Raw genomic sequence first — 23,433 nt, 5'->3', positions numbered from 1 at the left:
GCCGGACGCGACAAACAAGGCGAGAGCGAACGGACGTCGAAGGGCGCGACCAAGCACGGGACGCGACCATACCCGAGCCGCCCGACCAGGCCAACCGACTACCAGGCCAGCTCGACGACGCCGATCTTGGCGAACTCGTGGCTCTTGCCGCGCACTTCCACGCCGTACTCCCCGCGCTTGCCCTCGGGCGTGCTGATCTTCAGGTTGCTCTTCTCGGACCGCCGCAAGCCGACGATGAGCTCGTGCTCGCCCGGCAACACCTCGAGCCACGGCACCTGAAATTCGAAGCGATGGTGGATGTAGTCACCGGCCCGCCAGTAGTTGGCCGGCAGCGCGCCGCCAGTGAGCTCGTGCGGCTCGGCGGCGACCCGGCTGACCTTGCCCTTTTGCAGGCGCGCGTACATCTTGGTGCCGGCCGGCAGCGGCCGATGCACACGAAACACCGCGTGCAAGGTCGCCGTGCTGCCGCGGTGGAGCGCGCCCTCGATCTCCCAGGCGATCAGCTCCACGTAGGGGTTCCAGCCGACCAGCGTGGGGTTGGCCAGGGTCAGCGGCTGGTCGAAGGCGATGCCGAGCAGCGGATTTTGATCGTCGCGGCCGGCCGGCAAGAAGTTCGCGACCAGGACGTACCCGTGGTGGCTGTTGTCGAGCACGAACAACGGCCGATCACCGGACCGGGTCGCGCTGAAGATGGGCGGCAGATCCGAGCGCCGGATCAGCGCCGTCCGAGGTGTCTCGGCGCTCAACCACTTGTCGAGATCGCTGCGGTTGCTCAGGAACACCTCGTGCTCGGTCCCCGGGCCGTAGTACTCGAGGCCGGGGTCACGGATCCGATGCAGACCCAGCGCGGGCTCGGGGATCTCGCCGGCTTCGACCCCGGCGACGAACCCCCGCAGCGGCGCAGCGATCGACATCTGCTGGTTGACCTGGGTCAGCGTCACGATCCCGAATGCCCAGACTTGATGCGCCAGCGCGCCAAACACCAGCACCAGCGGCGCGGCGGCGCGCATCCGCTGCAAGCCCGAGCCCCCGACCCGCGCCCGGGTGACCAGGCGATCCACGATGGTTGCGAGCGTGTTCAGCCTGACCACCACCCACGCGGGCGCCCACGCCCACTCGCGCTGATCTTTGCTGCGCGGGGCCAGCACGTGGGCCAGCAGCAACAAGCCAGCGAACTGCTTGGTCAACCGCGGCAGCGACGTGACGAGGTCGAAGCCGGGCACCACGCCCGGCTGCGGAAACTCGAGCTCGGTCAGCTGCAACAGCGGCGAGGCGACCCGCTGAGGCGTGCGACCGGCGTCCTTGCCGAGCACCATGGCCCCCAGGATCGCGCCAAACACCAGCAGCCGGCGCGCGGCGATCGGCTCGTCGCTGTCGAACATGCGCTTGCAGGCCGCGGTCGCCAGCAACGCGGCGGGGATCGTGACGGGCGTGGGCGTGGGTCCGTAGGTCAGCGCCCACACGCTGACCACGACCAGCGCGACCCCCAGCCACAGCGCTGGCCAGCGCGCGCGACCGGGACCGAGCAAGCCGAGCACCACCAACCCCGTGAACGGAAACGCCTGATAGCCGAACGCTTCGAGCGTGTCGGTGAAGCTGGCCTTGGACGGGGTCTCGAGCAGATCGAGATCCTTGGCCGCGCCGAGCAAGGGGATGTAGCCCTCGCCCTGATTCCACGCCAGCCACAGCCCGACGAAGCCGGCCAGCGCGGCCCCTGTCCACGCGCTGATCACCGCCCAGCGAGGCAGCTCGAGCTTTCCGTGCTCGGGATCCCGCGCCACGTCGGCGAGCGCCACCAACACCAGGGGGAGGCAGCCACCCAACACCACGCCGAGCGAGGCGACCGCGGCGACGAGACAGCTCAGGCCGAGGCCGGCCAGCGCAATTCGGCGTCCGACACCGCTGTGCTCCGAGCCACTGCGGCGCGAGCGATCGCAGCAGGCGATCAGGCACAGGCTCGCCGCGCTCAGCCACAGCTCGCCGGTCGGGTTGCCGAGGACCGTGCGGCTAGACGCCAGCAGTCCGGGCATCGCAAGCGCAAAGCAGCCCGCCAACGCGACCCACGCTGGCGACCACCCCAGCCGCCGCGCGCTGACCAGCGCGAGCGCGACCAACCCCAGGCCCGCGAGCGCCCCCGGCAGGCGCAGGCCGGCGTCGGCCTGACCGGTCGCGGCGTAGACGAAGGTGCGGAGCTGGTCGGGCAGCCACGGGCTGCGGATCAGCTCGCTGCGTGGCTCGCCGAGCGCGGCGAGGGTGCGATCGAGCACTGGCAGCTCACCCAGCGTCCACAGGCCGGTCGCGCCGAGCTGCGAGAGCAGCACTGCAGCCGCGACCCCCCACACGAGCACGGGTCCGAGCCACGCGATCTTGCGTTGCGGCGGCTCGCTCGGGTCGGCGTCTCGGCTCACGGCCGTCGTTATACTTCACGGATCCAGGACCCGTGATGGCTTGCCGTTTACCGACCAGATCGCTTCGCAGCGGGCGCGGACGCGGGCGCACAGCTGCGGAGGCGCTGACCGGTCGTGCAGCGGCCGCAGCAGCGGGCACCGGTCCAGGCCGCTCGCGGGTCGCGACCAGCTGCTTGGCCCGAGCCGGCTCTGGATCGGCAGCGCGCGCGGCTCAAAGCGGCCCGCGAACCGCTCACCCGGCGCTGCCAGCAACCGCGCGTGCTCACGCGTAGCCGGTGTTGTACTTCATGTCGAATTCACGCTGGCTCATCACCAGCAAGAACAGCGTCTCGAACAGGGCAAGGAACGCGGGAATGAAGGTCCAGGAGAACAGCAAGTACACCACGCCAACTCCGGTCTGGCCCAGGTAGAAGCGATGGACGCCGAGCCCCCCGAGGAACAACGCCAACAGCACAGCCACGACCTTCTCACGGTTGGCGATCCGGACCAGCCCGCCGCCTTGGCCGACGGAGTTCTGCACGACGACGTTGACCGGCGCGCCGTAGCCATGCGGCGGCGGCGGGTAGCCGTGCTGCGGCGGGTACCCCTGCTGCGGTGGGTAGCCGTGCTGCGGCGGGTAGCCGTGCTGCGGCGGGTATCCCTGCTGCGGCGGGTACCCCTGCTGCGGCGGCGCTCCGTGGGGAACCATCGAGTGAGAAGGAGGCGTGCCGTGATTGTGCGGGTTGTTCATTGCGGAGACTCTGCGAGCGGTTGAGGCGGAGCGTTGAAGTCGCGAAACACGTAGATCACGGCGCCGGACGTCGGATCGTTGTCGATGTCGACGTGGCCAGCGCGGGCGAGGTCCATCAGCGCTCGCTCGGCGTCGGCCAGCGTGAGCTTCAAGTGCTGAGCGGTCATCGGGACCGTCAAGCGACCCCCGCAGCGCAGCGCGAGGTTGAGGATCTGCTGCTCGAGCGCGGGCTCACCGTACGCGCGGCGGAGCGCCTTCAAGGCGCCGCGCGGCGCCGCGATCGCGCCAGCGATCAAGGCCACACACAGCAGCGCTGGACCGACCATCAGCCACATTGGCGCCTCGAGAGCCAGGACCAACACGAGCGGCCCAACCAGCGCGGCGACGGCAGCGACCACCAGCCCGAGCGAGACCGCGATCGGGTGCCGGGTCGCCAGCGCGATCATGGAGCCCGGCTCCGCGCTCGGGGTCGCGCTGGTCGGCCCCCTCGAGTTGGTCGCCATGGCGGGCGCAGGGATGATGGAGTTGATCCGGATTCCCCCGGGCCCACCGACCTCGATGGTGTGGCCCCCGTTGTCACTGCGGTAGTCGTTCATGACAGCTCCCCATGCCCAACCGGGCTCACGACTCACCGATGTACCAGCGGTCCTGAAACTCGCTGAAGTCATCCATTTGCTGGCTGAGCACCCCGAGCGCCCCGCCCTCCCAGCGCTGGAACGCGGCGCGGCCGTCCGGTGTTCGCAGCCGCTCCGGAAACGTTCGGATCGTGTACATGGGGTTCTCGTCGGCAAAGTCTCGGCCGATCTCTTGGAAGCCCGCGCCGTCCAGCACGAACTTGGTCTCGCCCCGAAACGCCAGCTCGACGGTCTCGAACCGCTCCCCCTGCATCGCGTCGGCGTATTGCAAGAACACCCTAAACACGTCGATCGGCGCCTTATCGGGGCCGACCTCGCGCAGGTCATAGACGAGCACGTCAGGGTTCAGGTAGTGCCCGAGATGGACCTGGACCTCGATGCCAGCGTTTCGGGAGTCGCCCGTAATCACGTCCCGCATCGGGCCCTGCAGGAACACCTGGTTCCACGCGAACACCCCGCCAATGAGCAACAGCAGCAGGATCGAGACTCCGATCCCGGTCCGGAGAACGCGGCGCTTGTAAGTCCCGGCGGGGGTCTCGTCATCGTGCATCCGCGGTACCGTGGCCGCGAGCAGCGTTGGGATCAGCCGGACCGAGGAAAAACAATGCGACATTTCGCACGCGTCGTCGCGCGTGGTCGGTTGGCGCTCACGGAGACGGCAGCGCGTCAGCGAAGGCTGCCGCGCTCGGGCTGCCCCAGCCGCTGGGTACGTCCCAGCCATGCCCGGCGCTGAAGTCCGCGGTGGCGCCATCGACGACGTCGCGGAAGGTCGCCTGCACGGCCGGCGTCAAATACAGCGCCTGGTTCAGGTAGCCGACCGGGGCCATGCCCTCGTCGTCGCGGTACTGATTGACGACAGCGACCATCGCAGCCCAGACTGGCGCGGAGAAGCTGGTGCCGCCGTAGATCGACCAGTCGGAGTTGAAGTAGACCCAATAGGGCGAGGCGGGCGAGGCGGCGGCCGAGACGTCCGCGACCACGCGACGATCACCGCCGCCAATATTGCCGGCGACGGCGACCTGCCACGGCGGCATGTCAAACGAGATCGTGATCCCCGAGCCCGACCCGTCCCACGCGGTCTCGTCGATCACGTCCCCCGCACCGTCGAGGTACAGCCGGGTCCCACCGACGCCGGTCACCCACGGGCTGCTGCTTGGGGTGTCGGTCCTGCCCGAGTCACCACTGGCCGCGAACAATGTGAGACCCAGGGCCGCGCCGACCAGGGCCGCGTCGTCGTACTGTTCACGCAGGACTCGCGGCTCCGAGTCCTCACGGTGAGCAAACGAGGTCGTGACGACGCTGACGCCGTCGGCCTGGGCTCGCGCGCACGCCTCGGTGTACGCGAACACCATCGAGGTATTGCGGGCATCCGGGCCCTCATAGCCGATGATCTCGGCGCCGGGGGCGAGCGCGCCGGCCCACGTGGTGTCGAGCTGCGACTCGAGAAATCGAGTGACCGGATCCTCCGCCGTATAAAAGATCTGGGGGTTGGCCCGCGTGATGCCCCAGGTCTGCCAGAAGGTCTGGGCCCAGCGGGTGTGGATCTGCGCACCCATGACCACGCCGATCTTCTGTCCGGCGCCGTCGTAGCCCTTGGCATAGAGGATATCGAAGTCGTAGGCCCGGGCCACGCGCTCGGGAGTCAGGCGCGAGCCGGACTCGGCCCCCGGAGGCGGCGTCGTCATGATCTCGCCGATCTCGTTGGGGAGCTGGCCAAGCTCGGCCGGCAGGTCGGCCGTCACCACTCCGGTGCTGCGCGTGGCGACGAACAGCGGCATCGTCATGGGCTCGACCAAGCAGTAGACGGGGAACGGTGAGCCACCAAACTGCGGGTTCTTGCGCATGCACAGGTGCAACGTGACGCCGAACGCCTCGTTGAATTGCCGGACCGTGCCCGAGAACTGGATCAGCTGACGACTGGTCGCCAGATAGTTGGCAGACAGTCCCATGTGCTCGAGCCACGCCTGCAGCAATGACAGGTCGCTCGGCGTCGGCGCGTGGTTGTCGAGCAGCTCCTGCGTGGACATGTAGTCGCCGTATAGATCGCTGGCCGGATTGGAGACCTCGAGCACAAAGTCAGCGAGCTCGGTCCGATCGCGCAAGACCAGCCCGAGCAGCGAGCGAAACGAGGCCTGAAGATCGGCCGGCCCCTGGTCCTCGTAGACCCCAGGGAGCGGCTGCGGGATCCCGCTGGGCTTGGGCACCTCTTCCCACTCCGCCTCCGGGACGTCCTCGAGGCTGGCGCCGTCGCCCGAGTCGCCCGCATCGCTGTCCCCCGAGCCAGCTTCGGCGTCGCCGTCTGAGGCCGAAGTTTCGAAGATGCCGCCGCTGTCGCCGCCCATGGTGACGTCGGCGGGGCAGCCGCTCGCCAGGCCCATTGCCATGAGGATTGATCCCGTTCTGCCAAGTTGGTCGATGTTCATGCTGGGTTTCGTGGCGCTGAGAGCGTCGAGTCAAGCGGTGGTTGGTACGACCAGGTTGGTTCAGCCACAGTGACCGGGGCCGATGATTCCGTTGTTGTAGTCGTCGAGGAGCTCCGAGAGCTCGACGGCAGCAGCCTCGTCCTCGACCCCCAGCGGGCAATTGGGTCCGTTCAGCAGCATCTCGGCCTCAGCGAGCGCATCGACGACCTCGGCTGGGGCCGAGGTCCCGTTCGCTACATTGAGGACCGCCGCGATGTACTGGTGGGCGAGGATGTACCACTTGTTTCCAGCGGGTGGTGTGTTGAGGACCTCGAGACCGTCCTGATTGCAGACGTCGGTCTCGGCATCCGGCCACGGAATCTGCTGATTCGGATTCTTGGCGTCCGCGTGATGATTCTTCCAGTAGCCTTGCGTGAAGGTGCAGCCTTCCTCACCCGTGGTGCCACCTTCGTCGTCGGTGCTCCCTTCGTCGTCGGTGCTCCCTTCGTCGTCGGTGCTCCCTTCGTCGTCGGTCCTGCCTTCGTCGTCGGTCCTGCCTTCGTCGTCGGTCCTGCCTTCGTCGTCGGTGCTGCCTTCGTCGTCGGTCCTCCCTTCGTCGTCGGTCCTCCCTTCGTCGTCGGTCCTGCCTTCGTCGTCGGTTTTGCCTTCGTCGTCGCCGGGGACGACCGCCCAGCCCGTCTCTTCGTCATGGGTCACCTCATTGCCGGGCCCCGCACAGCTGACCGCGAACGTGGTCAGGGTGAGTGTGAAGGTGGCGAAGATTGCGTTGGAGAAGATCCGTGCGTCCATGAACAAATACGCACTGCGAGATATGTACCAAACCCAATAATGAAAACCGGAAAGGGTCATGCTCAAACTGACCAAATTCAGACGATGTCAATGCGTAAGTTCCCCCACCCAGCTGGCACCATTGGTGGCCGCCCCTCTCCAACGAGAAACGACACCCGCCAGACGTCGACGAGGCCCCGAGAGGCCCTTTGGCTCGCGCCCTTCGCGCCATCCTCAAACCCAGGTGTCCGGAGGGCTCGTCAGGTCGGGCTCGGCTCCCCACGAATCGTCGTTTCGTGCTCGCGTCGGCCGTACGGAGAACCGCTCGATTGCAAAAAACTCAGCCGTTCCGACTGATCGTGTGGGGAGAATCCGTCAGGCACGATACCATCGACCGCGTGCAAACTCCCATGCGCTTGGCTCACTACACTCCAGTCCTCGCTGCGTTGCTACTTGGCGGGTGTTTTCAGGATCCCGAGCCGAGGGGAGGCTCAACGAGCGAGACCGGCGATGGCGACGGCGATCCCGGTGATGGAGACGGCGACACCGGCGACGGCGACGGCGACGGCGACGGCGATCCCGGTGATGGAGACGGCGACACCGGCGACGGCGACGGCGATCCCGGTGATGGCGACGGCGATGGCGATGGCGACCCCGCGGCCTGCACGGATGGTCCCTACGCCGTCTCCTACTCGGGGCCTCTCACCCTTCCCGCAGGCGCAAATCCGCAGGGCGTTGCGCTTGGCTACGTCAACATGGACGCAAACCTCGACGTGGTCTCGAGCTCGCGGGACGAGCACCGGATCCGAACCTTTCTCGGGTCGGGCAACGGCAGCTTTGACGTCCCGATCATCACGGAGCTCGGCTCGATGCCGTTTCCCGGTGTGCTCCGAGGCGGCGCGATCGCGGACTCGGCATTCGACATCGTGACGCTCGGCCTCGACAACGGCGGTGGCACGATCATCGCTCGTCTACGTGGCGATGGCCAGGGCGGGTTTGGCGACTACGAGGCGAATCCATTCGTGACGAACCAATTCGTGCTTGGTCTGGCGACCGGCGACAACGCCCTCGATGTGATCACGGCTTCGGGCGGCGTGTTGACGGTGTTCCCTGCCACAGTCGGGCAAGAGAGCTACTCGTTCAATCCGATCATCTCGGCCGGCCCGTGGCCGAGCGGCGGGCTCGTGGCGGCCGGTGACTGGGACGGCGATGCCGACCTCGACGTCGCCGTTGCAACCTTTGGCGCGCTCTATGTGGGACTTGGCAACGGCGCGGCCGAGTACGCGTTCGCGCCGCCGATTCCCTATATGGGGGGGCCGTCCGACATCGCCGCCGGCGACATCGACGGTGACGGTGACCTGGACATCGTGCTCGTCACCGCGGGCGGTGGGTCGGACGCCGGGCACGTGTTCCGTGGCCAGGGCGATGGAACGTTTGGTCCCGACACGGTGATCACGGCGCCGTCGGGCCCGGCCGCCGTGGGCCTGAGCGACATCGACAAAGATGGCATGGCCGACCTCGCGATCGTCGGCGGCCAGACCATGGCGGTCTACCTGTCGACCGGCGACGGATTCGGCCCCGTCATGCAGCTCAACTGCGGGCTCAACCCACGGCAAATTGCGATGGGTGACGTCAACGGCGATTGCGTCGACGATGTCGTCACCGTGTCGATCAGCGCCCAGCAGGTCTGCGTGATGATGTCGGACCCACCGTGAGCCCCTGGCTCAGCCGACCGCCCAGATCTGCTCACAGCGCCCACGCACGACCGCCCGCAACGCCGCAAAGCGTGGGTCCTGACGGACATCGACAAACAGCGGGCAATTGTCGAGCCAGTCGAGGTCGACGAGCACCAGCTGCGCCGCCGCCTCCAACGACGACAGCGTGCGCTCGTGATCATGGTGAAACGCGGCCTGCTCGGCGAACAGCTGATGCATCAAGGTCCGCATCCGGCCATTGTGAATGACCGTGAGCATGAGCTCGTGCTGTTGATCGAGCGCCACCGGATCGTAGGGCTCGAGCAGCGGTGGACCGTAGGTCATGATCGAGCGGGTGCCCTCGCTGGGATTGCAGGACTCCAGCTCCCTGAGCGCCTCGCGAATCATGGTGGTGTCACGCCGCCACGCACCAACCCGCATCTGCATCAGGTGCGCCGACGCGTGGTGGCGAACGGTGCGCGCGAGCAGCTGGACCATGAGCCGATCATAGCCGTCGTAGTCGCCGCGCAGCGCCCGGTGGCGGGCGAGATCGGCGAGACACCAGTCGAGCGCCGGGTCGAGCTCGAGGGCGAGCTCGAGGTGCGCGATGCCTCGCTCGGGGTGCGCGGCCTCGGTCTGCAGGCGCCCGAGGTACTCATGGGCCAGCGCGCAAGTTGGGGCGATCCGCAGGGCCTCACGCAGGTGCTCGGCTGCCTCGCGATAGTACCCACCCTGGACCGACCAAGACGCCGCGGCGATGCGAGTCTCGGCAAACTGCGGGGCCTCGGCCATGGCCCGCTCGACGGCGATCTTGGCGACCGACGCCCAGTCGACGCTGGCGTCGGCGTCATCTTCGTCTTTGGGCATGAACCACGCCCGCATGCACGCGATCGCCAAACCAGCGATCGCGGGCTTGAACTCGGGCGCTCGGTCGAGCACGGCCCGATAATGGGTGACCGCGCCATCGGGGCCGCCCAGCTCCCACTTGGACTTGGCCTGCCGGGCCCGAAGGTAGCGCTCGATCGCGTCAGCGTCGGCGCCGCCGCGGTGTTCGATGATCTGCAGCTCGACGCGCAAAGCCTCGGCGATCCGCTTACCCAGCTTGTCCTGCAGCTCGAACACGTCCTCGAGCAGGCCGTCGAATCGCTCACTCCACAGCTGAAACCCGGTGTCGACGTCGAGCAGCCGGGCCGCGATCCGCAGGCGCTTACCGGCCAGCTGGATGCTCCCGTCCACGACCACGTCCACGCCCAGCTCGGCCCCCAGCGAGCGAGGGTCGCGATCTCCCGCGCCTGCCAGCCGCGCCGTCGCTCCGCTGCCGCTGACCTTGAGCCCGCGGGTCATGGACAGCAGATCGATCAGCTCGTCGAGCAGCGCGTCGGCGACGAACTCCGAGTCGGCGGGGCCGCGATAGCGAAACGGCAGGACCGCCAGGGCCCGGGCTGCCTGCTCTGGAGCCGACGTGGGGCTGGGGGTTGGCAGCCGCAGCCCGGTGCGATCGGTGGTGGTGCTCATCAAGCTGCTCAGCAGCTCGCCGAGCATGGTCGGGCTCGAGGTGTCGACGGCCTGAACGTGGCTGTCATCGGCCGGGGCTGACGCGGACGCCGAACCGACGGTCGGGTGCGAGTCAGCCGGCCGCCTGGGGTCCCAGTCTTCAGGGTCACCATCCAGGGTCTCGTCTGCGATCTGTTCGCGCGCCTGCTCGAGCGCGCGAGCGAACGCGGTCACGCTGGGCCACCGTGCCTCCGGATCACGCGAGAGCGCGCGCGTGAGCGGCTCGAGCAGCGGCGCGGGGATCAACCCGGTGACTGCGAGGTCGGGCACGGGCCCGTCCAGGCGAGCCAGGGCCACAGCGGCCGGGTCGCTGCCCGAGAACGGCAGCGCGCCCGTCAGCATCTCGACGACGATCAAGGCCAGCGCGTACTCGTCGGTGCGCGCGTCGACGGGCTTGGCCTCGACCTGCTCGGGCGCCATGTAGGCCGGCGTCCCGAGCAGCGCGCCGGTCTGGTCGCGACCGGGCCCCTCGTGCATCCGCGCGATCCCGAAGTCGGTGATCACCGCGCGGCCGCTGGTCTCGATCATGATGTTGCGGGGCTTGAGATCGCGGTGGATCACCCCGGCGTCGTGCGCCGCCGCCAGCCCAGCCGCGAGCTGCAGCGCGATCTCGATCGTCTCCAGCGGGCGTGGGCGCCGAACCAGCCACGCGCGCAGGCTCTGGCCCTGGACGTACTCCATGGTCAAGAAGCGCAGCCCGTGGTGCTCGCCCAGATCGTAGGTGCGCGCGGCGTTGCGATGGGTCACGCGTCGGGCGAGGCGAACCTCGCCGCGGAACCGCTCGATCGCGTTCTGGTCGTCCGTACAGGTGTCGAGGGTCTTGAGCGCGACGGTCTCCCCGACCGCGCGATCGTCAGCACGAAACACCGAGCCCATCCCGCCACGGCCGAGCAGCGCCTCGATCTGGTAGCGACCGGCGAACAGCTGTCCGACGGCGGGGCTCAGATCGTCAGCGTGACGCTCGCGGGGCACAGGCCGCAGATTACCAGCCGCCCCGCCGTGGGCCAGGACCCCGCCGCGTCCGCGGCCCATCCTCAGGGTCGGGGCCGGTGGACCGGTGATCCCGGGGATCACGCTGTTGTGCCACACGATGTCACCGACGCTGCCGCGCTGCAGCTTGACGATGAGCGCGCCCAGTTGGTCGTGCCTTGCACGACATCGTCGCCGACGGATCTCCCACACCGCCGAGATGTGCTCGAGCGTGGGGAACGGCGGCGAGGCGACGGCGATGGTGCCAAGCGCCTCGGTCGGCTCGCCGGCGTCATCACCAACACCATCACCGTCGCCAGGATCGCCGTCACCGTCCCCATCTCCGTCAGTGTCCGCGTCGCTGGGCTGCGTGCTCGCGTCGCTGGCCGCTCCTCGATCATCGATACACGCGAGACAGGCGAGGGCTGCGAGTCCAACGGTCAACGGACGAGCCAGCATAAGCTCATGCCAAACTCAGATCAGGCCTGTCACTGCACGGTGAGCCACAAACACCTATGCTAAACGCCGCATGGGCGAGGGCTCGGACAACCAGACGATCGACGCGACGCTCGACGCCGACCCTGCGAACCCGAGCCTCCGGACCGAGAGGGTCCCCGTCGAGCTCACCCGCGGCGAGTCGCTCGGCCGCTACCTGATCCTGGACGTGCTCGGCAGCGGCGGCATGGGCAAGGTCTACGCCGCCTACGATCCCGAGCTCAACCGCAAGCTGGCGATCAAGCTGCTCCACCACGCGCCGGGCACCGAGGCCAGCCGGGCCTCGATCGGGAGCTCCCGGCTGCAGCGTGAAGCCCAGGCGATGGCCAAGCTCTCGCACGCCAACGTCGTCACGGTCCACGACGTGGGGACCCACGCGGGTCGGGTGTTCGTCGCCATGGAGTACGTCGAGGGCACCAACCTCGAGGACTGGCTCGACTCGGCGCCCGCAGGCAGTCCGCACCCGTGGCGCGAGGTGGTCGCCCGGTTTCTCCCGGCCGGGCGCGGACTCGCGGCAGCCCACGCGGCCGACCTGATCCACCGCGACTTCAAGCCGGCCAACGTGCTGCTGGGCGCCGACGGCAGGGTCCGCGTCGCTGACTTTGGCCTCGCCAGGCGGGCCGCCGACGACTCACCCCATTCCCTCGAGAGCTCGCAGGGCCCGGGGCTCGACACGGTCACGCTCGACTCGCTCTCGCTGCGCCTGACCCAGACCGGCGCGTTCGTGGGCACGCCCGCGTACATGGCCCCCGAGCAGTTTCGGGGCGCCGAGCTCGACGCCCGATCCGACCAGTTCAGCTTCTGCGTCGCGCTGTGGGAGGGGCTGTACGGCGAGCGGCCGTTCGCCGGGGACTCGGCGGCGGCGATCCTGTTTGCGATCCACGAGCACCAGCTGCGCGAGCCCTCGCCAGCCGTGGCGGCCAGGGTCCCGAGCTGGCTGCGGCGGGTGCTCGAGCGTGGGCTCGCCAACGAACCCAGCGCGCGCTGGCCCGACATGCACGCGCTGCTGCGGGCGCTCAGCAACAACCCCGCGGCCGGGCGCAGGCGGGTCGGCGCGATCGTGCTGGGCCTCACCGGACTCGCCGCGGCGATCGTGGGGCCGCAGCTGTGGGCGCAGCCACAACCATCGCCGCCGCCACCGCCACCGCTGTGCCAGGGCGCCGAAGCGGCGCTCGGCGACGCGTGGGATGCGGGGCAGCGCGATCGAATCCACGCCCGCTACGCCCAGCTCGGCGAGCGCTGGGCCAAGGACGACGAGGCCCGGCTGATCCGCCTGCTCGACGCGTGGACGGGTGCCTGGCTCGCGGCCTGGACCGAAGCCTGCGCGGCGACGCGGATTCGCGGTGAGCAGTCCGAGGATCGGCTCGACGATCGCATGCTGTGCCTCGCCCGGCGTCGCTCGCGACTGGTGACCTTCATCGAGTCGATTCAGAGCGCGACCGAACAGCAGCTGCGCAAGGCGCCCGCGCAGGTCGACGACATCGGCGACGTCGCCGACTGCAGCGACCCCGAGGCGATGCACGACCGGATCCCACCGCCGGCCGACCGCGAGCGCCGAGCCGAGTTCGAGCGCGTGCTCGAGGAGTTCGACGCGGTCGCGGTCCAGCGCTCGATCGGGCGCTACGACCTGGCCAAGACCCGGCTCGAGCCCGCGTACGCGACCGCGCTCGCCAGCGGTCACCCCACCTTGATCACCGAGGCCCGCTACACCCGCGGCGACCTGCTCACCCAGCTCGACGACCCACAGGCCGAGGCCGAGCTGGTGCTGGCCTACGAGTCGGCCCTGGCCGCGGGGCTGTTTCGATTTGCTGGGCGCGCAGCCCAGGATCTCGCCGCCTACCTGACGGACTTCGAGCCGCGTCGCGCCGAGGCCGAGCGGTGGCTGCGGACCGCCGAGGCGCTGGCAGACTACCTCGACGACCAGAGCATGCGCTTGCTGCTGCTCGAGACCCGCGCCCGGCTCGAGCGTCGCCGCGGCAACTACGCCGAGGCGATCGTTGGGTACCAGCGCGCGGTCGAGCTCTCGACCGAGCTCAACGGTCCGGACGCCAAGCGCACCGGGGACGCGCTGTTCAACCTCTCGTCCGGGTTGTTCGAGGCCGGCAAGCTGTTGGAGGCAAACCAGGCAGCCACGCGCGCCGAGACAATCTGGGCCGACCAGCTCGGACCGCTGGATCCCCGTTCGCTCGCGGCGCTCAACGCTGCTGGGGTGTTCGCCTGGCAGATGGGCGATGCCCGAGCCAGCAAGCAGGCGTTCGAGCAGCTAATGGCCCGACGCGAGCAGCTGTTCGGGCCCGACCACGTGGAGGTCGGCGCGGCGCTGTTCAACTACGGATCCATGCTCACCGAATTCGGCGCGCCGCAGGCCCGCGTGCCGCTCGAGCGCGTGCTGAAGATCCACACCAGGCACTACGGCCCCGCCTCGATGCCGGTCGCGCACTGCAAGGCCAACCTGGCCAAGGCGATCATCGTCGAGGACCCCACCAACCTCGCCGCCGCGCTCGTTCTGATCGACGAGGCGATCGCAACCGTCAGCAAGGATCGCGACGAGGCCCACCTCGAAGTCCTGATCGCCAAGGGAATTCGCGTGGAGATCCTGCGCCGCAGCGGTAGCTACGAGCGGGCTCTCGCCGACGCCACGCTGCTGCTGCGCCTGTTCGAGCGCTCGGACACGCAGGAGATCTCGAACATCGCCGATCTCTACCTGGACCTGACGTACATCGCGTTGGGCCTGGGCGACAACGAGCAGGCGCTCGCGCACGTGGAGAAGGCGGCCCAGGTCGCTGCGCAAGAAGCAACCGGCCCACGCAAGACCGCCGAGCGCGAGCTCGTGACGGCGCGGGTGCTCCGTGAGCTCGGCCGCGAGCAGGCGGCCAGCGCTGCGCTGACCCGCGCACGAGCGGCCTACCTCAAAGGCCAGGCCGGGTTGCCCGGCGATCCGGTGTGGGACGCGATCGAGGCCTGGGACGACCCCCCGCAGCAGTTGGCCCCCCGGTGAGCTCGCAGCTTATGCTCGGCCCCATGAGGACCGACAGCACCCGGCGAGTTCGCGCCTTCCCGATCACCGCGCTGGCGGGCCTGACCCTGCTCGGCCTGTCGTTTGGGCTGGGCTCGGCGGCGGTTGCAAGTCACGCCGATCCGGGTGTGGCGGCGCTCGCCAGTCACACCGCGAAGCTCGTGCGCAACGCGGCCGGCGAGCGCGAGGCGTTCGCGTACACCGTCACGATGCCCAACCCGCAGCGGCACGAGTTTCACGTCGAGCTGCAATTTCGCGGGATCCCGGGCGACCGCGTCGCCCTCGAGCTGCCCAAGTGGAACCCGGGCGCCTACCGTCTGACCGACGCCCACCGCAACGTCCGAGCTGTCAGCGCCAAGCCGCTGGCTGCCGCGCCCAGCTCGGCGCAAGACCCCGCGCTCGCGGTCACCAAGCTCGACGAGAACACCTGGGAGGTCGCCCACGGCGGCGCGCCCTTCAGCCTCGAGTATCGGGTCTACTGCGGCAGCTACCCCGGGATCGGCGGCTGCTACCTCGACGACGCGATGGGTTTCATCAACGGCGCGCACGTGTTCATGTACGCGGTCGGCCACAAGCAGCGACCGATCGAGCTGCGCGTGACCGAGCTGCCCGGCGGCAAGCAAGCCGAGGTCGTCACCGGGTTGCCAAGCCGCGGCAAGGGCAAGGCCGCCCACTTTTGGGCCAGCGACTTCGACGTGCTGGTCGACAGCCCGATCCACGCGGGGATCGTCGACACCGTCAGCTTCGAGCTCGGCGGTCGGCCGATCCGCGCGACCCTGTCCGGCGAGGGCGCGTGGAAGCCCGACGAGATGCGCGAGGAGATCCACAAGATCACGCAGGCCGCCGCCGCGATCTTTGGCCCGCTCGAGACCGCGCTGCCGTTCACCGACTACACCTTCATCTATCACGTGCTGCCCCAAAACGGCGGCGGCCTCGAGCACCTCAACTCCACGGTGATCGGCGTCGATCCCTGGATGTTCGCCGACCAGAAGGGCAAGCGGAAATTCTGGTCGGTCACCGCCCACGAGTTCTTCCACCTGTGGAACGTCAAGCGGATCCGCCCCGCCGTGCTCGGGCCATTCGACTACGACCGAGAGGTCCACACGACCATGCTGTGGTTCTCGGAGGGCTTCACCAGCTACTACGGGGCCTTGATCGTGCGTCGGGCTGGGCTCACCGACGAGGCCCAGGTGCTCGACGAGCTCGAGCGACGGATCAAGGCCGTCGAGACCCGGCCAGGCCGCAAGCTGATGTCGGTCGAGCAGAGCTCGTGGGAGACCTGGTCCAAGCCCGACGACTACGACAAGGCCTACTTCTCGTACTACGACAAGGGCGCGGTGATCGGGATGCTGATGGATCTGCATTTGCGCAGCGCCAGCCAGGGGATCGCCAGCACCGACACCGTGTTCCGCGAGCTGTGGAAGCGCTGGCGCGAGACTGGCCTGGGCTTGACCCCGCAGCAGCTCGAGCAAGCGTTCGTCGATCAGGCCGGGGCCGGGGCCGACGAGCTCCGGCAGATGTTCAACGACTACGTGCGCGGCACCGCGGAGCTCGACTACGATCGCTACCTCGCCCACGCGGGCTATCGGCTCGAGCGCAAGATCAAGCAGCCCGGGCCGTGGATCGGCGTCGACGTCGACCGCCGCGGGTCCACGCTGATCGCTCGCAGCGTCGAGCATGGTGGCCCGGCCGACCGCGGCGGCGTGGCCGACGGCGACGAGCTCTCGGGCCTCAACGGACGGCCGATCGATCCGAGCAACTATGATCAGGCCCTGCGCGCGCTCGAGCTCGGCGAGCCGTGCACGCTCACGGTCACGCGCACCGGCCGGGTGCTCGAGCTCGCGGTCACGCCGATCGAGGGCGGCGAGCCGAGCTACGAGATCGTCGATCTCGACGACGTCAGCCCCGAGCAACTGCTGCTGCGTCGCGACTGGCTCGCGCTCGATCCCTGATCGGGTTTGCGGCCCAACGCCGTCACGGCGACTGGGGGGTGAGGCTGACGAAGCTCCGGATCGTCGGCTCCACCACCACGCCGCTGACGTCGACGGTGTGGAACACGTCCCACGAGCCATCGCCGTCGAACTGCATGAGCCCGAGCGCGCCCTGCGGCGCCCCCTCGCTGTCGATCGTCAGCATGTTGTCGGCGCTGAACGTGCCGTCGGCCTCCGCGAACAGGACCCGAACGCCGGGCGGCGACTCGACGTTGAAGATCAGATCCTTGGCCATGTCGCAGTTGAAGTCGACCACGGCCAGGCCGCTGGTCGGGACCTCTAGCTCGATGACGTCGCCAGCCGGCATGAAGACGCCCGGATCGACCCGGGCAAACACCGCGAGCCGGCCACCGGGGCCGTCCATGAACGCGATGTCGTCACCAAGCTCGCCGTCGAGGTTGCCGAGCACGAACTCGCTGGCCTGGATCGGGATCGGCTGAGCAGGGTTGTCGTTCCAGAAGTCGTTGGGCATCCCGCCGGCCCGCTGGGTCAAGATCCACAGCTTGGGCCCGCCGCCAGAGCTGCCGATCGCGAGCAGCTCGTCGCCACCATCGTCGGTGTCGGCCAGCTGAACCTGCTTCAGCTGCGCGTCGGCCGGGAACCTCGGCATCAGCGAGAACGAGAGATCGAAGGGCACCTCTCCAAGCGGGATCGCCTGCGGATCTCCGATCGCGGTCAGCACCAGCCCGGCTTCGGTGACGATCACGATGTCCACGAAGTCGTCAGCGTTGAGCCGGCCCAGCGCCATGTCGACGATCATCGGGTCGCCCGGGATATCGAAGTAGTCGTTGTCCCCGATGTGCAACGCCGTGGGCGGTCCGTTGGCGGGATCGCTGATGTAGCCATACAGCCGCCCGTTGCCCGTCCGGACCAGGATGTCGGTGTCGGTGTCCGCGTCGAAGTCGTAGGGAATGACGTCGAGGACCGGGTTGACGAACACGTCCATCTCGTCGCCTGACAGCCGGTACTCGTTCGGTGGCATGCCCGGCAGGAACTCGAGCACCTTCACGAAGGTGCCGCCTCGCCTCGCCAGCAAGAAGTCCGTGCCGTTGCCGCCGATGAAATTGCCGGACAGCAAGCCGAAGGGATCCGCGGCGCCGTCGGCCTTGGGACCCTCGAAGAACTCGTACACGTTCAGATCGGTGCACCCATCGGGGACACACACCTGCGCGACCTCGTCTTCGCCGTTGGCGCAGTCTGGTTGGTCGTCGCAGATCAGCGAGAACGGGATCGTGTCACCGTCGTCGCAGTAAAACGCGTTGCCGCAAGCCTCGTCGGTCTGGCAGCCGCCGCAGAAGCCATCGATGCAGGTGAGCGTGGGCCCGCACTGCGAGTCGGCGTCACACGGCAAGCCCAGCGCGTCGGCGCCGTTGAAGCACGCCCCAAGCGTGACGCCAATTAGCGCGGCTGAGCCGAGCGCGAACAGGAGGTAACGGTTCGAGTCCATGGGTCGAGCTCAGAACTGGCCAGTCAAGAGCAGCCCGGCTCGACCGGGGCCCACGCTGGGTACGAGGGAAGGCACGCGCGCCTGGGTTGGCGTTCGCGCGGCCTTGTTGCGCTTGACGCCAACACCGATCAGCGCGGCGCCCACCGGGACGAACACGCCCGCGACGACGCCCCCGGTGATCATCACGATGTTGGCTCGCGCGCCGTCAGTAAACTGCTGGTCGCGCCCGCTCAGGTCGTCGGGTGCGAGGGCGCTCAGATCGTTGGCCGCGGCGCCCTCGATCCCGCCGAGCGTCAGCATCACGCCGCCCGCGACCACGCCGACGGCGGTGAGGCCGACGCCAGCGAACAGCAGCGGGTTGCCTGGCTTGGCGGCTGAGGGCGGCGGCGCGACGGTCTCGGGCTCTGACTCGGGCTTGGGCTCGGGTTCAGGCTCGGGCTCGGGTTCGTGCTTGGGCTCGAGATCCGGCTCGAGCGCCCGAGCGAGCGCGGCCAGCTCCTTGTCGACCTTCGCTTCCTCTTCGGCGCGCTCAGCCTCGTCTTCGTAGAGCAGGTCGAGGTTGGCCCGGTAGCTATCGAACAGCGCGCGGGCCTGCTTGAGGTGGATCGTGTTGTTGTCGAGCTCGTACGCCTTGATGTGCGCCTGCGCCAGGTTGAAGATCAGCAGCGCCTTGATGCTCGCGTTCTCGTGGGTCGACTCGATCAGCGCGTAGGCTTGCGTCCACAGCTCGATCGCGCCGACGTAGTCCGCCGTCTCGTACTCGACCTGGCCACGCTGAAAGATCGACTGCGCGGTCTCGGCCTCGGGCGCCGCGGCTGGCGAGGCAGCGCGGGCGTCGAGCGGGACCGCGAGCAGCAAGCTGGCGGCGCTGAGCCACGCGCCCACGACCCTGATCCGCGGCGGAGCATGTACGGAGGAGGTGCTGAGATCGCGCGAGAACGGGAGCATGGCGAGCAGCCGAGATTCTACCAGCCTCACGCGGGGCATCACCAAGGTCAGTTCCCAGCGCGGTGATCCACGCGGTCACAGCCGCCAGGCCTCCACGGGCGTGAGACCGTCGCGATCGTTGGGCCCACACGCCCTGGTCGCCATGGCGCCCAGCGGCTATCGTCGCCACGCATGCCAGCCATGATCCGCGCCCGCCGAACGTGCCTCCCCCTCGTCGTCATCGGTCTGTGTATGGCCATCACCGCTGGCTGTGGCGGTGACAAGGCCGCGAACGCCACCAAGGGTGCCAAGGCCACGGCTGGCACGCCGGCCGCCACACCAACCCCGGACACCGCTGCGCCGCCACCAGGCGATGCGTGGACGTGGACGCTGCCCAAGGGCCTCAGCGCCGCGCCGGCTGTGCCCGCCGACAACCCCATGAGCGCGGCCAAGGTCGAGCTCGGCCACCAGCTGTTCATGGACAAGCGCCTGTCGGGCGACGGCTCGCGCAGCTGCTACTCGTGCCACCAAAACGAGCTCGGCGCCGCAGATGGTCGCGCGCTCGCTCTGGGCGCGGGCGACAAGCCGCTGACCCGCAACACGCCGACGATCTGGAACGTCGCCTACCATCAAAACGGCCTGTACTGGGACGGCCGCGCGGCGACCTTGGAGAAGCAGATGATCGGCGCCTGGAAGGGCGGCAACATGGGCGCGGGCGACGATCTCGCGGCCAAGGCCAAGGAGATCGGCGCGCTGCCGGAGTACACCTCGCAGTTCGCCGAGGTGTTCGGGCTCGAGCCAGGCGCCGAGATCACGCCCGACCACGTGGCCATGGCAGTCTCGGCCTACGAGCGGACCTTGCTGTGCGGTGACACGGCCTTCGATCAGGGCAACCTGAGCGAGTCCGCCGCGCGCGGCTGGGATCTGTTCCGCGGCAAGGCCTCGTGCTCGACCTGCCACGCGGGCGACAACTTCTCGGACGGCCAATTTCACAACGTCGGGATCTCGCACGACGACGCTGGGAACCCGCGACCCGACGCCGATGTCGGCCACGGCAAGGTCAGTGAGGCCGAGACCGACAACCATAAATTCCGCACGCCCACGCTGCGCAACGTGACCAAGACCGCCCCCTACTTCCACAACGGCTCGGTCGCCGATCTCACCGAGGTCGTGCGCTACATGGCCGCAGGTGGAAACGCCAAGGCGCCCGGGGTCGATCAGAACCTGCGCAATACTCAGCTGACCGAGCAAGAGATCGCCGACGTGGTCGCGTTCCTGGGCGCGCTCGAGTGCCCGGGGTCGCTGCAGGTCATCGGCGACCAAGCCGTCGCGGGGATCCCGGAAGCTGCTGCCGATGCCGCCCCGGCGGTCCCGTAGCTCACCAGAGCAGCGCGCTCCGCTGGTTGCTGCCCGGGTGGATCAAGCCTGACTGGGCGGCGTCAGAACGGCTCGAGGTGAACGCTGAGGTGCTCCGAGAAGTCGGACCCCGCGTACACGACCAGCTCGTACATGCCGGGACTGAACTTGAACACCGTCGTCAGACCCGTGTCCGCGTACAAGTGGGGTTGCTCCGAGCACGCGGCGCAGGCTTGGAGGTTGAAGTCCAACTCGGCGTCCTCGCCGTCCTCGCCAAGAATGAAGACCCCCGTCCGCATTTCCTCCGGGAACCAGAGCCGCCGCGTCGCCACGATTCGACTCCCGAATGGTCCGATGACGTCGGCGGCGGCACAGTCCATGTCGATCTCGAATACGACGTCGCCGGTTGGGTCCGCGACCGCGTCGGGCTCGCCTGCACACTCCCATAGCCGCGCTCGATATTGCTGGTGGTGGCACCGCGGGTACTGCTCGTACTCGCTGAGCAGCTCGGAGAACTCGACGCCGAGGACCTTTGGGATCGCCTCGCGCCAGTCGTCGAGCGTCGTGAAGTAGAGCAGCTCGTCGCACAACCCGGCGACCGCCTCCGGCCCGTACTCCTCGAACAGGAACGAGGCGAAATTTCCGGCCCGCTCGTACTCCGCGTACGGGAGCGGCGCCAGGGTCAGGATGTCTTCGATCCCCGCGGGATACGTCGGGCCCGTGGGCGTCCAGTCCGAGTGATACCGTGGCCCCGCCAGGTACTCGGCGACTCCTTCTTCCAGCGCGCTCGGACACTGAGAGCCATGAGTCGCGTAGGTCACAGCATGGGCGGCCTCGTGCATGTCCGGGACGCTCCTCGTCCACGGGACGCCGTATGCCGTGCAGGCGCCGGCCCCCGGACGGCACTTGCCTGTCCAAACGTCTTGCGACAGCCACAGGTAGTCGTGGTGGAGCGCGGGGTCATACCCGAACAACTCGATGATCGAGCTCGTGTGGCGATCGAGGGTCTCAAAGCTCCCGCCACAGGCATCGTCGGGTCCGCGGTCGTACCCGTAGATCGTGACGTGCTCGCCCTCCCAGACGAAGTCATGGTCGTCGCGCCAATCGACCAGTTCAGGCTGACACGCCGCCAGCGCGACGCTGAGCAACAGCATGGGCTCGGTTCTCATTTGGCGCTCATCCTACCAGACCCGCCGACCGCTCGTCCGAGGAACGAGCGGCCGGGGGCAGCGTGCACTTGTTCGCTGCTGGCTAATTCCAGGTCGTCCGTGGGACCGTGATGGTCCAGCTGTTCGCGTCGGCGTCAACATGCTCGATGACGAAGCTATCGAGCATCCAGCTGTCGCCGTGTTGGTGCGCCGTAATCGGCGACGAGTTTCGGCCCCAGCGCAAGTCGGCAACAACCCCTCCGCCGAGCCCGCTGATGACGAAGTGCGCGTCGCCAGCCTCGACCGCGTAGACTTGGCTGCCGCCGCGGTCGGTCCGGATCGTGCCGAGGCCGACCTGGTACAGCCGGATCGCCGACCGCTCGACCTGGAGCACCGACGTCCCGTTGGTCAGCTCCACGGGGCCGTCAGCGAACAGTTCGAGCTCCTCGAGGGTCCAGTAGCCCGTGGGTCCGTCCGTCGTGATCTCCAGCCAAGAGCACCAGGGGTCGACGCACGCGCTCGCCTGAGACTGGAAGCTACCTGTCCCGGAGACCCGCCCCCCAAGCACCTCGGGTCCCATGATCGAACCGCTCGACGACTCGCCCAGGTGCAAGATCTGGTTGATGCCGGGGGACGTGGGCACGATGCTCTCGAAGATCTCGGAGTTGTTGACGTCGTTGTCGAGGCAGGTGAGGTAGGCGTCCGGGTCGTCCGGGAGCGAGGCCGAGCCGACCTCTGCGTGGTCGACGGTGATCCTGAAGTTGTTCAGCCCCGGCCAGTTCCCATTCTTGCCCTCGTTGACGAGCCAGGAGGCGGAGTTGAACATGCCCGGCACGCCAGTCGGATCGTTGAGCGCCTCGTAGCACTCCTGCTGATTCTCGGCGAGATAGTTCTGCAGCTTCTGGGCCTGGTTTTCGCCCACTGGGAACGCACCTGCATCGATCAGATTCTGAATCCGGGTAGAGACCGATCGACAGATCTGCTCAATCAGATCCGAACCACAGTGGGTCACGAGCGTGTCCTGGTCGACTGGCTGTTCGGCGTCGCAGCAGGCGACGACCGCCGACAGCTCGTAGGGCTCGGCGAGCGGGCCGATTCATGGACCTCCTCGCACCACGACGGATCGCCGATGGTCTGCCCGCAGTCACCCAGCAGGGTGTTGAACGAGATGGATGCCGTGAACTCGCCAGTACACTGATAGATGGTCCGTGGGTAGTCGTCGCCGCTCAGCGTGCACGGAGGGGGCGGGAGGCCTTCGTCTTCGCCGGTCTCGCCGATCGAGTCTTTGCATTCATTGGGATCGACGAGATACTCACAAATGGAGGAGAGCTCTTCCTCCTTGGCACAGCCGCCGAGCAGCGCGAGGACGGAGAGGGCCTGTGCCGCGATGATGGACTGGTGATATCGGAACATGACGGGGGCTCACTGCACGGCACATGCCACCGATCCACCATTCCCTTGTTCCCACGTGTCGCGCCTCCAAGCCGGTTTCTTCGAGGCACGCGTCCCATCGAGCAGCTGCAACTGACGAGAAAATCGTCAGCATCGTCGGTGCCCACGTGACCGAAAATCGACCAAGCTTCACGCTCGGGGGCCTCACGACGGTTCTCGCGGCACCGACGAAAAACTCGTCAGTGCGACGAATTTCTCGTCGCCTCGCGACGCGCCCACGAGTTCGGCCGGGTACACCACCTTCAGGCCCTCACCGAGACTCGGCGGAGACTTGCCCGTCGTGCATCGCTCGTCCCGTGTCGGACCGCGCGGCGGAGCGGATCTCGTGGTCGTCGATGAAGAGCAGCGAGACCGCCGACCGGAACGTCGCTGACATCCGATCAGCCGCCCCGCCCCAACGGCTAGCCCACCGTCCCGGCC

Annotated in this window: 16 protein-coding genes; 4 read left to right on the top strand and 12 right to left on the bottom strand. The window is 68.3% G+C overall.

The annotated features are described in order from the left end of the window. Nucleotides 1-98 precede the first annotated feature (98 nt). The 6 genes from ENSA7_RS18870 to ENSA7_RS43865 form a co-directional block, all read right to left on the bottom strand. Nucleotides 99-2,408 (bottom strand): glycosyltransferase family protein, encoded by a 2,310-nt coding sequence (locus ENSA7_RS18870; RefSeq protein WP_106090699.1) that lies wholly within the window; start codon nt 2,406-2,408, stop codon nt 99-101. 262 nt (nt 2,409-2,670) lie between these two features. After that, entirely contained in the window at nt 2,671-3,138 is a 468-nt protein-coding gene (locus ENSA7_RS45060; RefSeq protein WP_244923843.1) for a TM2 domain-containing protein, read from the bottom strand. Next, nucleotides 3,135-3,734, bottom strand: a complete 600-nt coding sequence (locus ENSA7_RS18850; protein ID WP_106090697.1) for a hypothetical protein — start codon at nt 3,732-3,734, stop codon at nt 3,135-3,137. Before ENSA7_RS18850 ends, ENSA7_RS45060 begins: the two co-directional genes overlap by 4 nt. 25 nt (nt 3,735-3,759) lie before the next feature. Further along, nucleotides 3,760-4,386 (bottom strand): hypothetical protein, encoded by a 627-nt coding sequence (locus ENSA7_RS18845; RefSeq protein ID WP_146157850.1) that lies wholly within the window; start codon nt 4,384-4,386, stop codon nt 3,760-3,762. Nucleotides 4,387-4,420: 34 nt separating this feature from the next. Then, nucleotides 4,421-6,157 carry a S53 family peptidase gene (locus ENSA7_RS18840; RefSeq protein WP_106090695.1) on the bottom strand — a complete coding sequence of 579 codons (1,737 nt, stop codon included), beginning with the start codon at nt 6,155-6,157 and terminating at the stop codon, nt 4,421-4,423. Nucleotides 6,158-6,256: 99 nt separating this feature from the next. Then, nucleotides 6,257-6,985, bottom strand: coding sequence for a hypothetical protein (locus ENSA7_RS43865; RefSeq protein ID WP_106090694.1), 729 nt, complete (start codon nt 6,983-6,985; stop codon nt 6,257-6,259). 377 nt (nt 6,986-7,362) lie between these two features. On the opposite strand from ENSA7_RS43865, the gene ENSA7_RS18825 reads away from it, so the two are divergent. Then, a complete protein-coding gene (locus tag ENSA7_RS18825) occupies nt 7,363-8,679 on the top strand; it encodes an FG-GAP repeat domain-containing protein (protein WP_181233888.1) in 1,317 nt (438 codons plus the stop codon). Between the two features lie 9 nt (nt 8,680-8,688). On the opposite strand, the gene ENSA7_RS18820 is transcribed toward ENSA7_RS18825, so the two are convergent. Beyond that, nucleotides 8,689-11,625, bottom strand: coding sequence for a protein kinase domain-containing protein (locus tag ENSA7_RS18820; RefSeq protein WP_181233887.1), 2,937 nt, complete (start codon nt 11,623-11,625; stop codon nt 8,689-8,691). Nucleotides 11,626-11,710: 85 nt separating this feature from the next. Here ENSA7_RS18820 and ENSA7_RS18810 point away from each other — a divergent pair, with 85 nt between their 5' ends. Beyond that, a complete protein-coding gene (locus ENSA7_RS18810; RefSeq protein ID WP_106090689.1) occupies nt 11,711-14,674 on the top strand; it encodes a serine/threonine-protein kinase in 2,964 nt (987 codons plus the stop codon). 23 nt (nt 14,675-14,697) lie between these two features. Beyond that, on the top strand, nt 14,698-16,644 hold the full coding sequence (locus ENSA7_RS18805; protein WP_181233886.1) for a M61 family metallopeptidase: 1,947 nt from the start codon (nt 14,698-14,700) through the stop codon (nt 16,642-16,644). Nucleotides 16,645-16,666: 22 nt separating this feature from the next. On the opposite strand, the gene ENSA7_RS18800 is transcribed toward ENSA7_RS18805, so the two are convergent. Continuing rightward, on the bottom strand, nt 16,667-18,130 hold the full coding sequence (locus ENSA7_RS18800; protein WP_106090687.1) for a low-density lipoprotein receptor class A repeat-containing protein: 1,464 nt from the start codon (nt 18,128-18,130) through the stop codon (nt 16,667-16,669). A 9-nt stretch (nt 18,131-18,139) separates the two neighbouring features. Continuing rightward, a complete protein-coding gene (locus ENSA7_RS45055) occupies nt 18,140-19,078 on the bottom strand; it encodes a hypothetical protein (protein WP_219908010.1) in 939 nt (312 codons plus the stop codon). Between the two features lie 231 nt (nt 19,079-19,309). Between ENSA7_RS45055 and ENSA7_RS18790 the strand changes: the two genes are divergently transcribed. Then, nucleotides 19,310-20,434 carry a cytochrome-c peroxidase gene (locus ENSA7_RS18790; RefSeq protein WP_181233885.1) on the top strand — a complete coding sequence of 375 codons (1,125 nt, stop codon included), beginning with the start codon at nt 19,310-19,312 and terminating at the stop codon, nt 20,432-20,434. Nucleotides 20,435-20,496: 62 nt separating this feature from the next. Here ENSA7_RS18790 and ENSA7_RS18785 read toward each other — a convergent pair whose 3' ends face one another. The 3 genes from ENSA7_RS18785 to ENSA7_RS18775 form a co-directional block, all read right to left on the bottom strand. Continuing rightward, nucleotides 20,497-21,582 carry a hypothetical protein gene (locus ENSA7_RS18785; protein ID WP_146157848.1) on the bottom strand — a complete coding sequence of 362 codons (1,086 nt, stop codon included), beginning with the start codon at nt 21,580-21,582 and terminating at the stop codon, nt 20,497-20,499. Between the two features lie 82 nt (nt 21,583-21,664). Further along, the gene (locus ENSA7_RS18780) at nt 21,665-22,483 is read right to left on the bottom strand and encodes a hypothetical protein (protein ID WP_106090684.1); all 819 of its coding nucleotides are present in this window, start codon (nt 22,481-22,483) and stop codon (nt 21,665-21,667) included. A gap of 86 nt (nt 22,484-22,569) precedes the next feature. Next, the gene (locus ENSA7_RS18775; protein ID WP_106090683.1) at nt 22,570-22,974 is read right to left on the bottom strand and encodes a hypothetical protein; all 405 of its coding nucleotides are present in this window, start codon (nt 22,972-22,974) and stop codon (nt 22,570-22,572) included. Between the last annotated feature and the right edge of the window lie 459 nt (nt 22,975-23,433).

Source organism: Enhygromyxa salina (assembly GCF_002994635.1).
In the GTDB taxonomy this organism is placed as follows: domain Bacteria; phylum Myxococcota_A; class Polyangia; order Nannocystales; family Nannocystaceae; genus Plesiocystis; species Plesiocystis salina_B.
This window is presented reverse-complemented; position numbering and strand designations above follow the sequence as displayed.

Excerpts from the sequence above, each read along its gene's own strand:
- ENSA7_RS45060 (WP_244923843.1), bottom strand. The coding sequence starts at position 3,138 with ATGAACAACCCGCACAATCACGGCACGCCTCCTTCTCACTCGATGGTT.
- ENSA7_RS18850 (WP_106090697.1), bottom strand. The coding sequence starts at position 3,734 with ATGAACGACTACCGCAGTGACAACGGGGGCCACACCATCGAGGTCGGT.
- ENSA7_RS18845 (WP_146157850.1), bottom strand. The coding sequence starts at position 4,386 with ATGTCGCATTGTTTTTCCTCGGTCCGGCTGATCCCAACGCTGCTCGCG.
- ENSA7_RS18840 (WP_106090695.1), bottom strand. The coding sequence starts at position 6,157 with ATGGCAATGGGCCTGGCGAGCGGCTGCCCCGCCGACGTCACCATGGGC.
- ENSA7_RS43865 (WP_106090694.1), bottom strand. The coding sequence starts at position 6,985 with ATGGACGCACGGATCTTCTCCAACGCAATCTTCGCCACCTTCACACTC.
- ENSA7_RS18810 (WP_106090689.1), top strand. The coding sequence starts at position 11,711 with ATGGGCGAGGGCTCGGACAACCAGACGATCGACGCGACGCTCGACGCC.
- ENSA7_RS18805 (WP_181233886.1), top strand. The coding sequence starts at position 14,698 with ATGAGGACCGACAGCACCCGGCGAGTTCGCGCCTTCCCGATCACCGCG.
- ENSA7_RS18800 (WP_106090687.1), bottom strand. The coding sequence starts at position 18,130 with ATGGACTCGAACCGTTACCTCCTGTTCGCGCTCGGCTCAGCCGCGCTA.
- ENSA7_RS45055 (WP_219908010.1), bottom strand. The coding sequence starts at position 19,078 with ATGCTCCCGTTCTCGCGCGATCTCAGCACCTCCTCCGTACATGCTCCG.
- ENSA7_RS18790 (WP_181233885.1), top strand. The coding sequence starts at position 19,310 with ATGGCCATCACCGCTGGCTGTGGCGGTGACAAGGCCGCGAACGCCACC.
- ENSA7_RS18785 (WP_146157848.1), bottom strand. The coding sequence starts at position 21,582 with ATGAGAACCGAGCCCATGCTGTTGCTCAGCGTCGCGCTGGCGGCGTGT.
- ENSA7_RS18775 (WP_106090683.1), bottom strand. The coding sequence starts at position 22,974 with ATGTTCCGATATCACCAGTCCATCATCGCGGCACAGGCCCTCTCCGTC.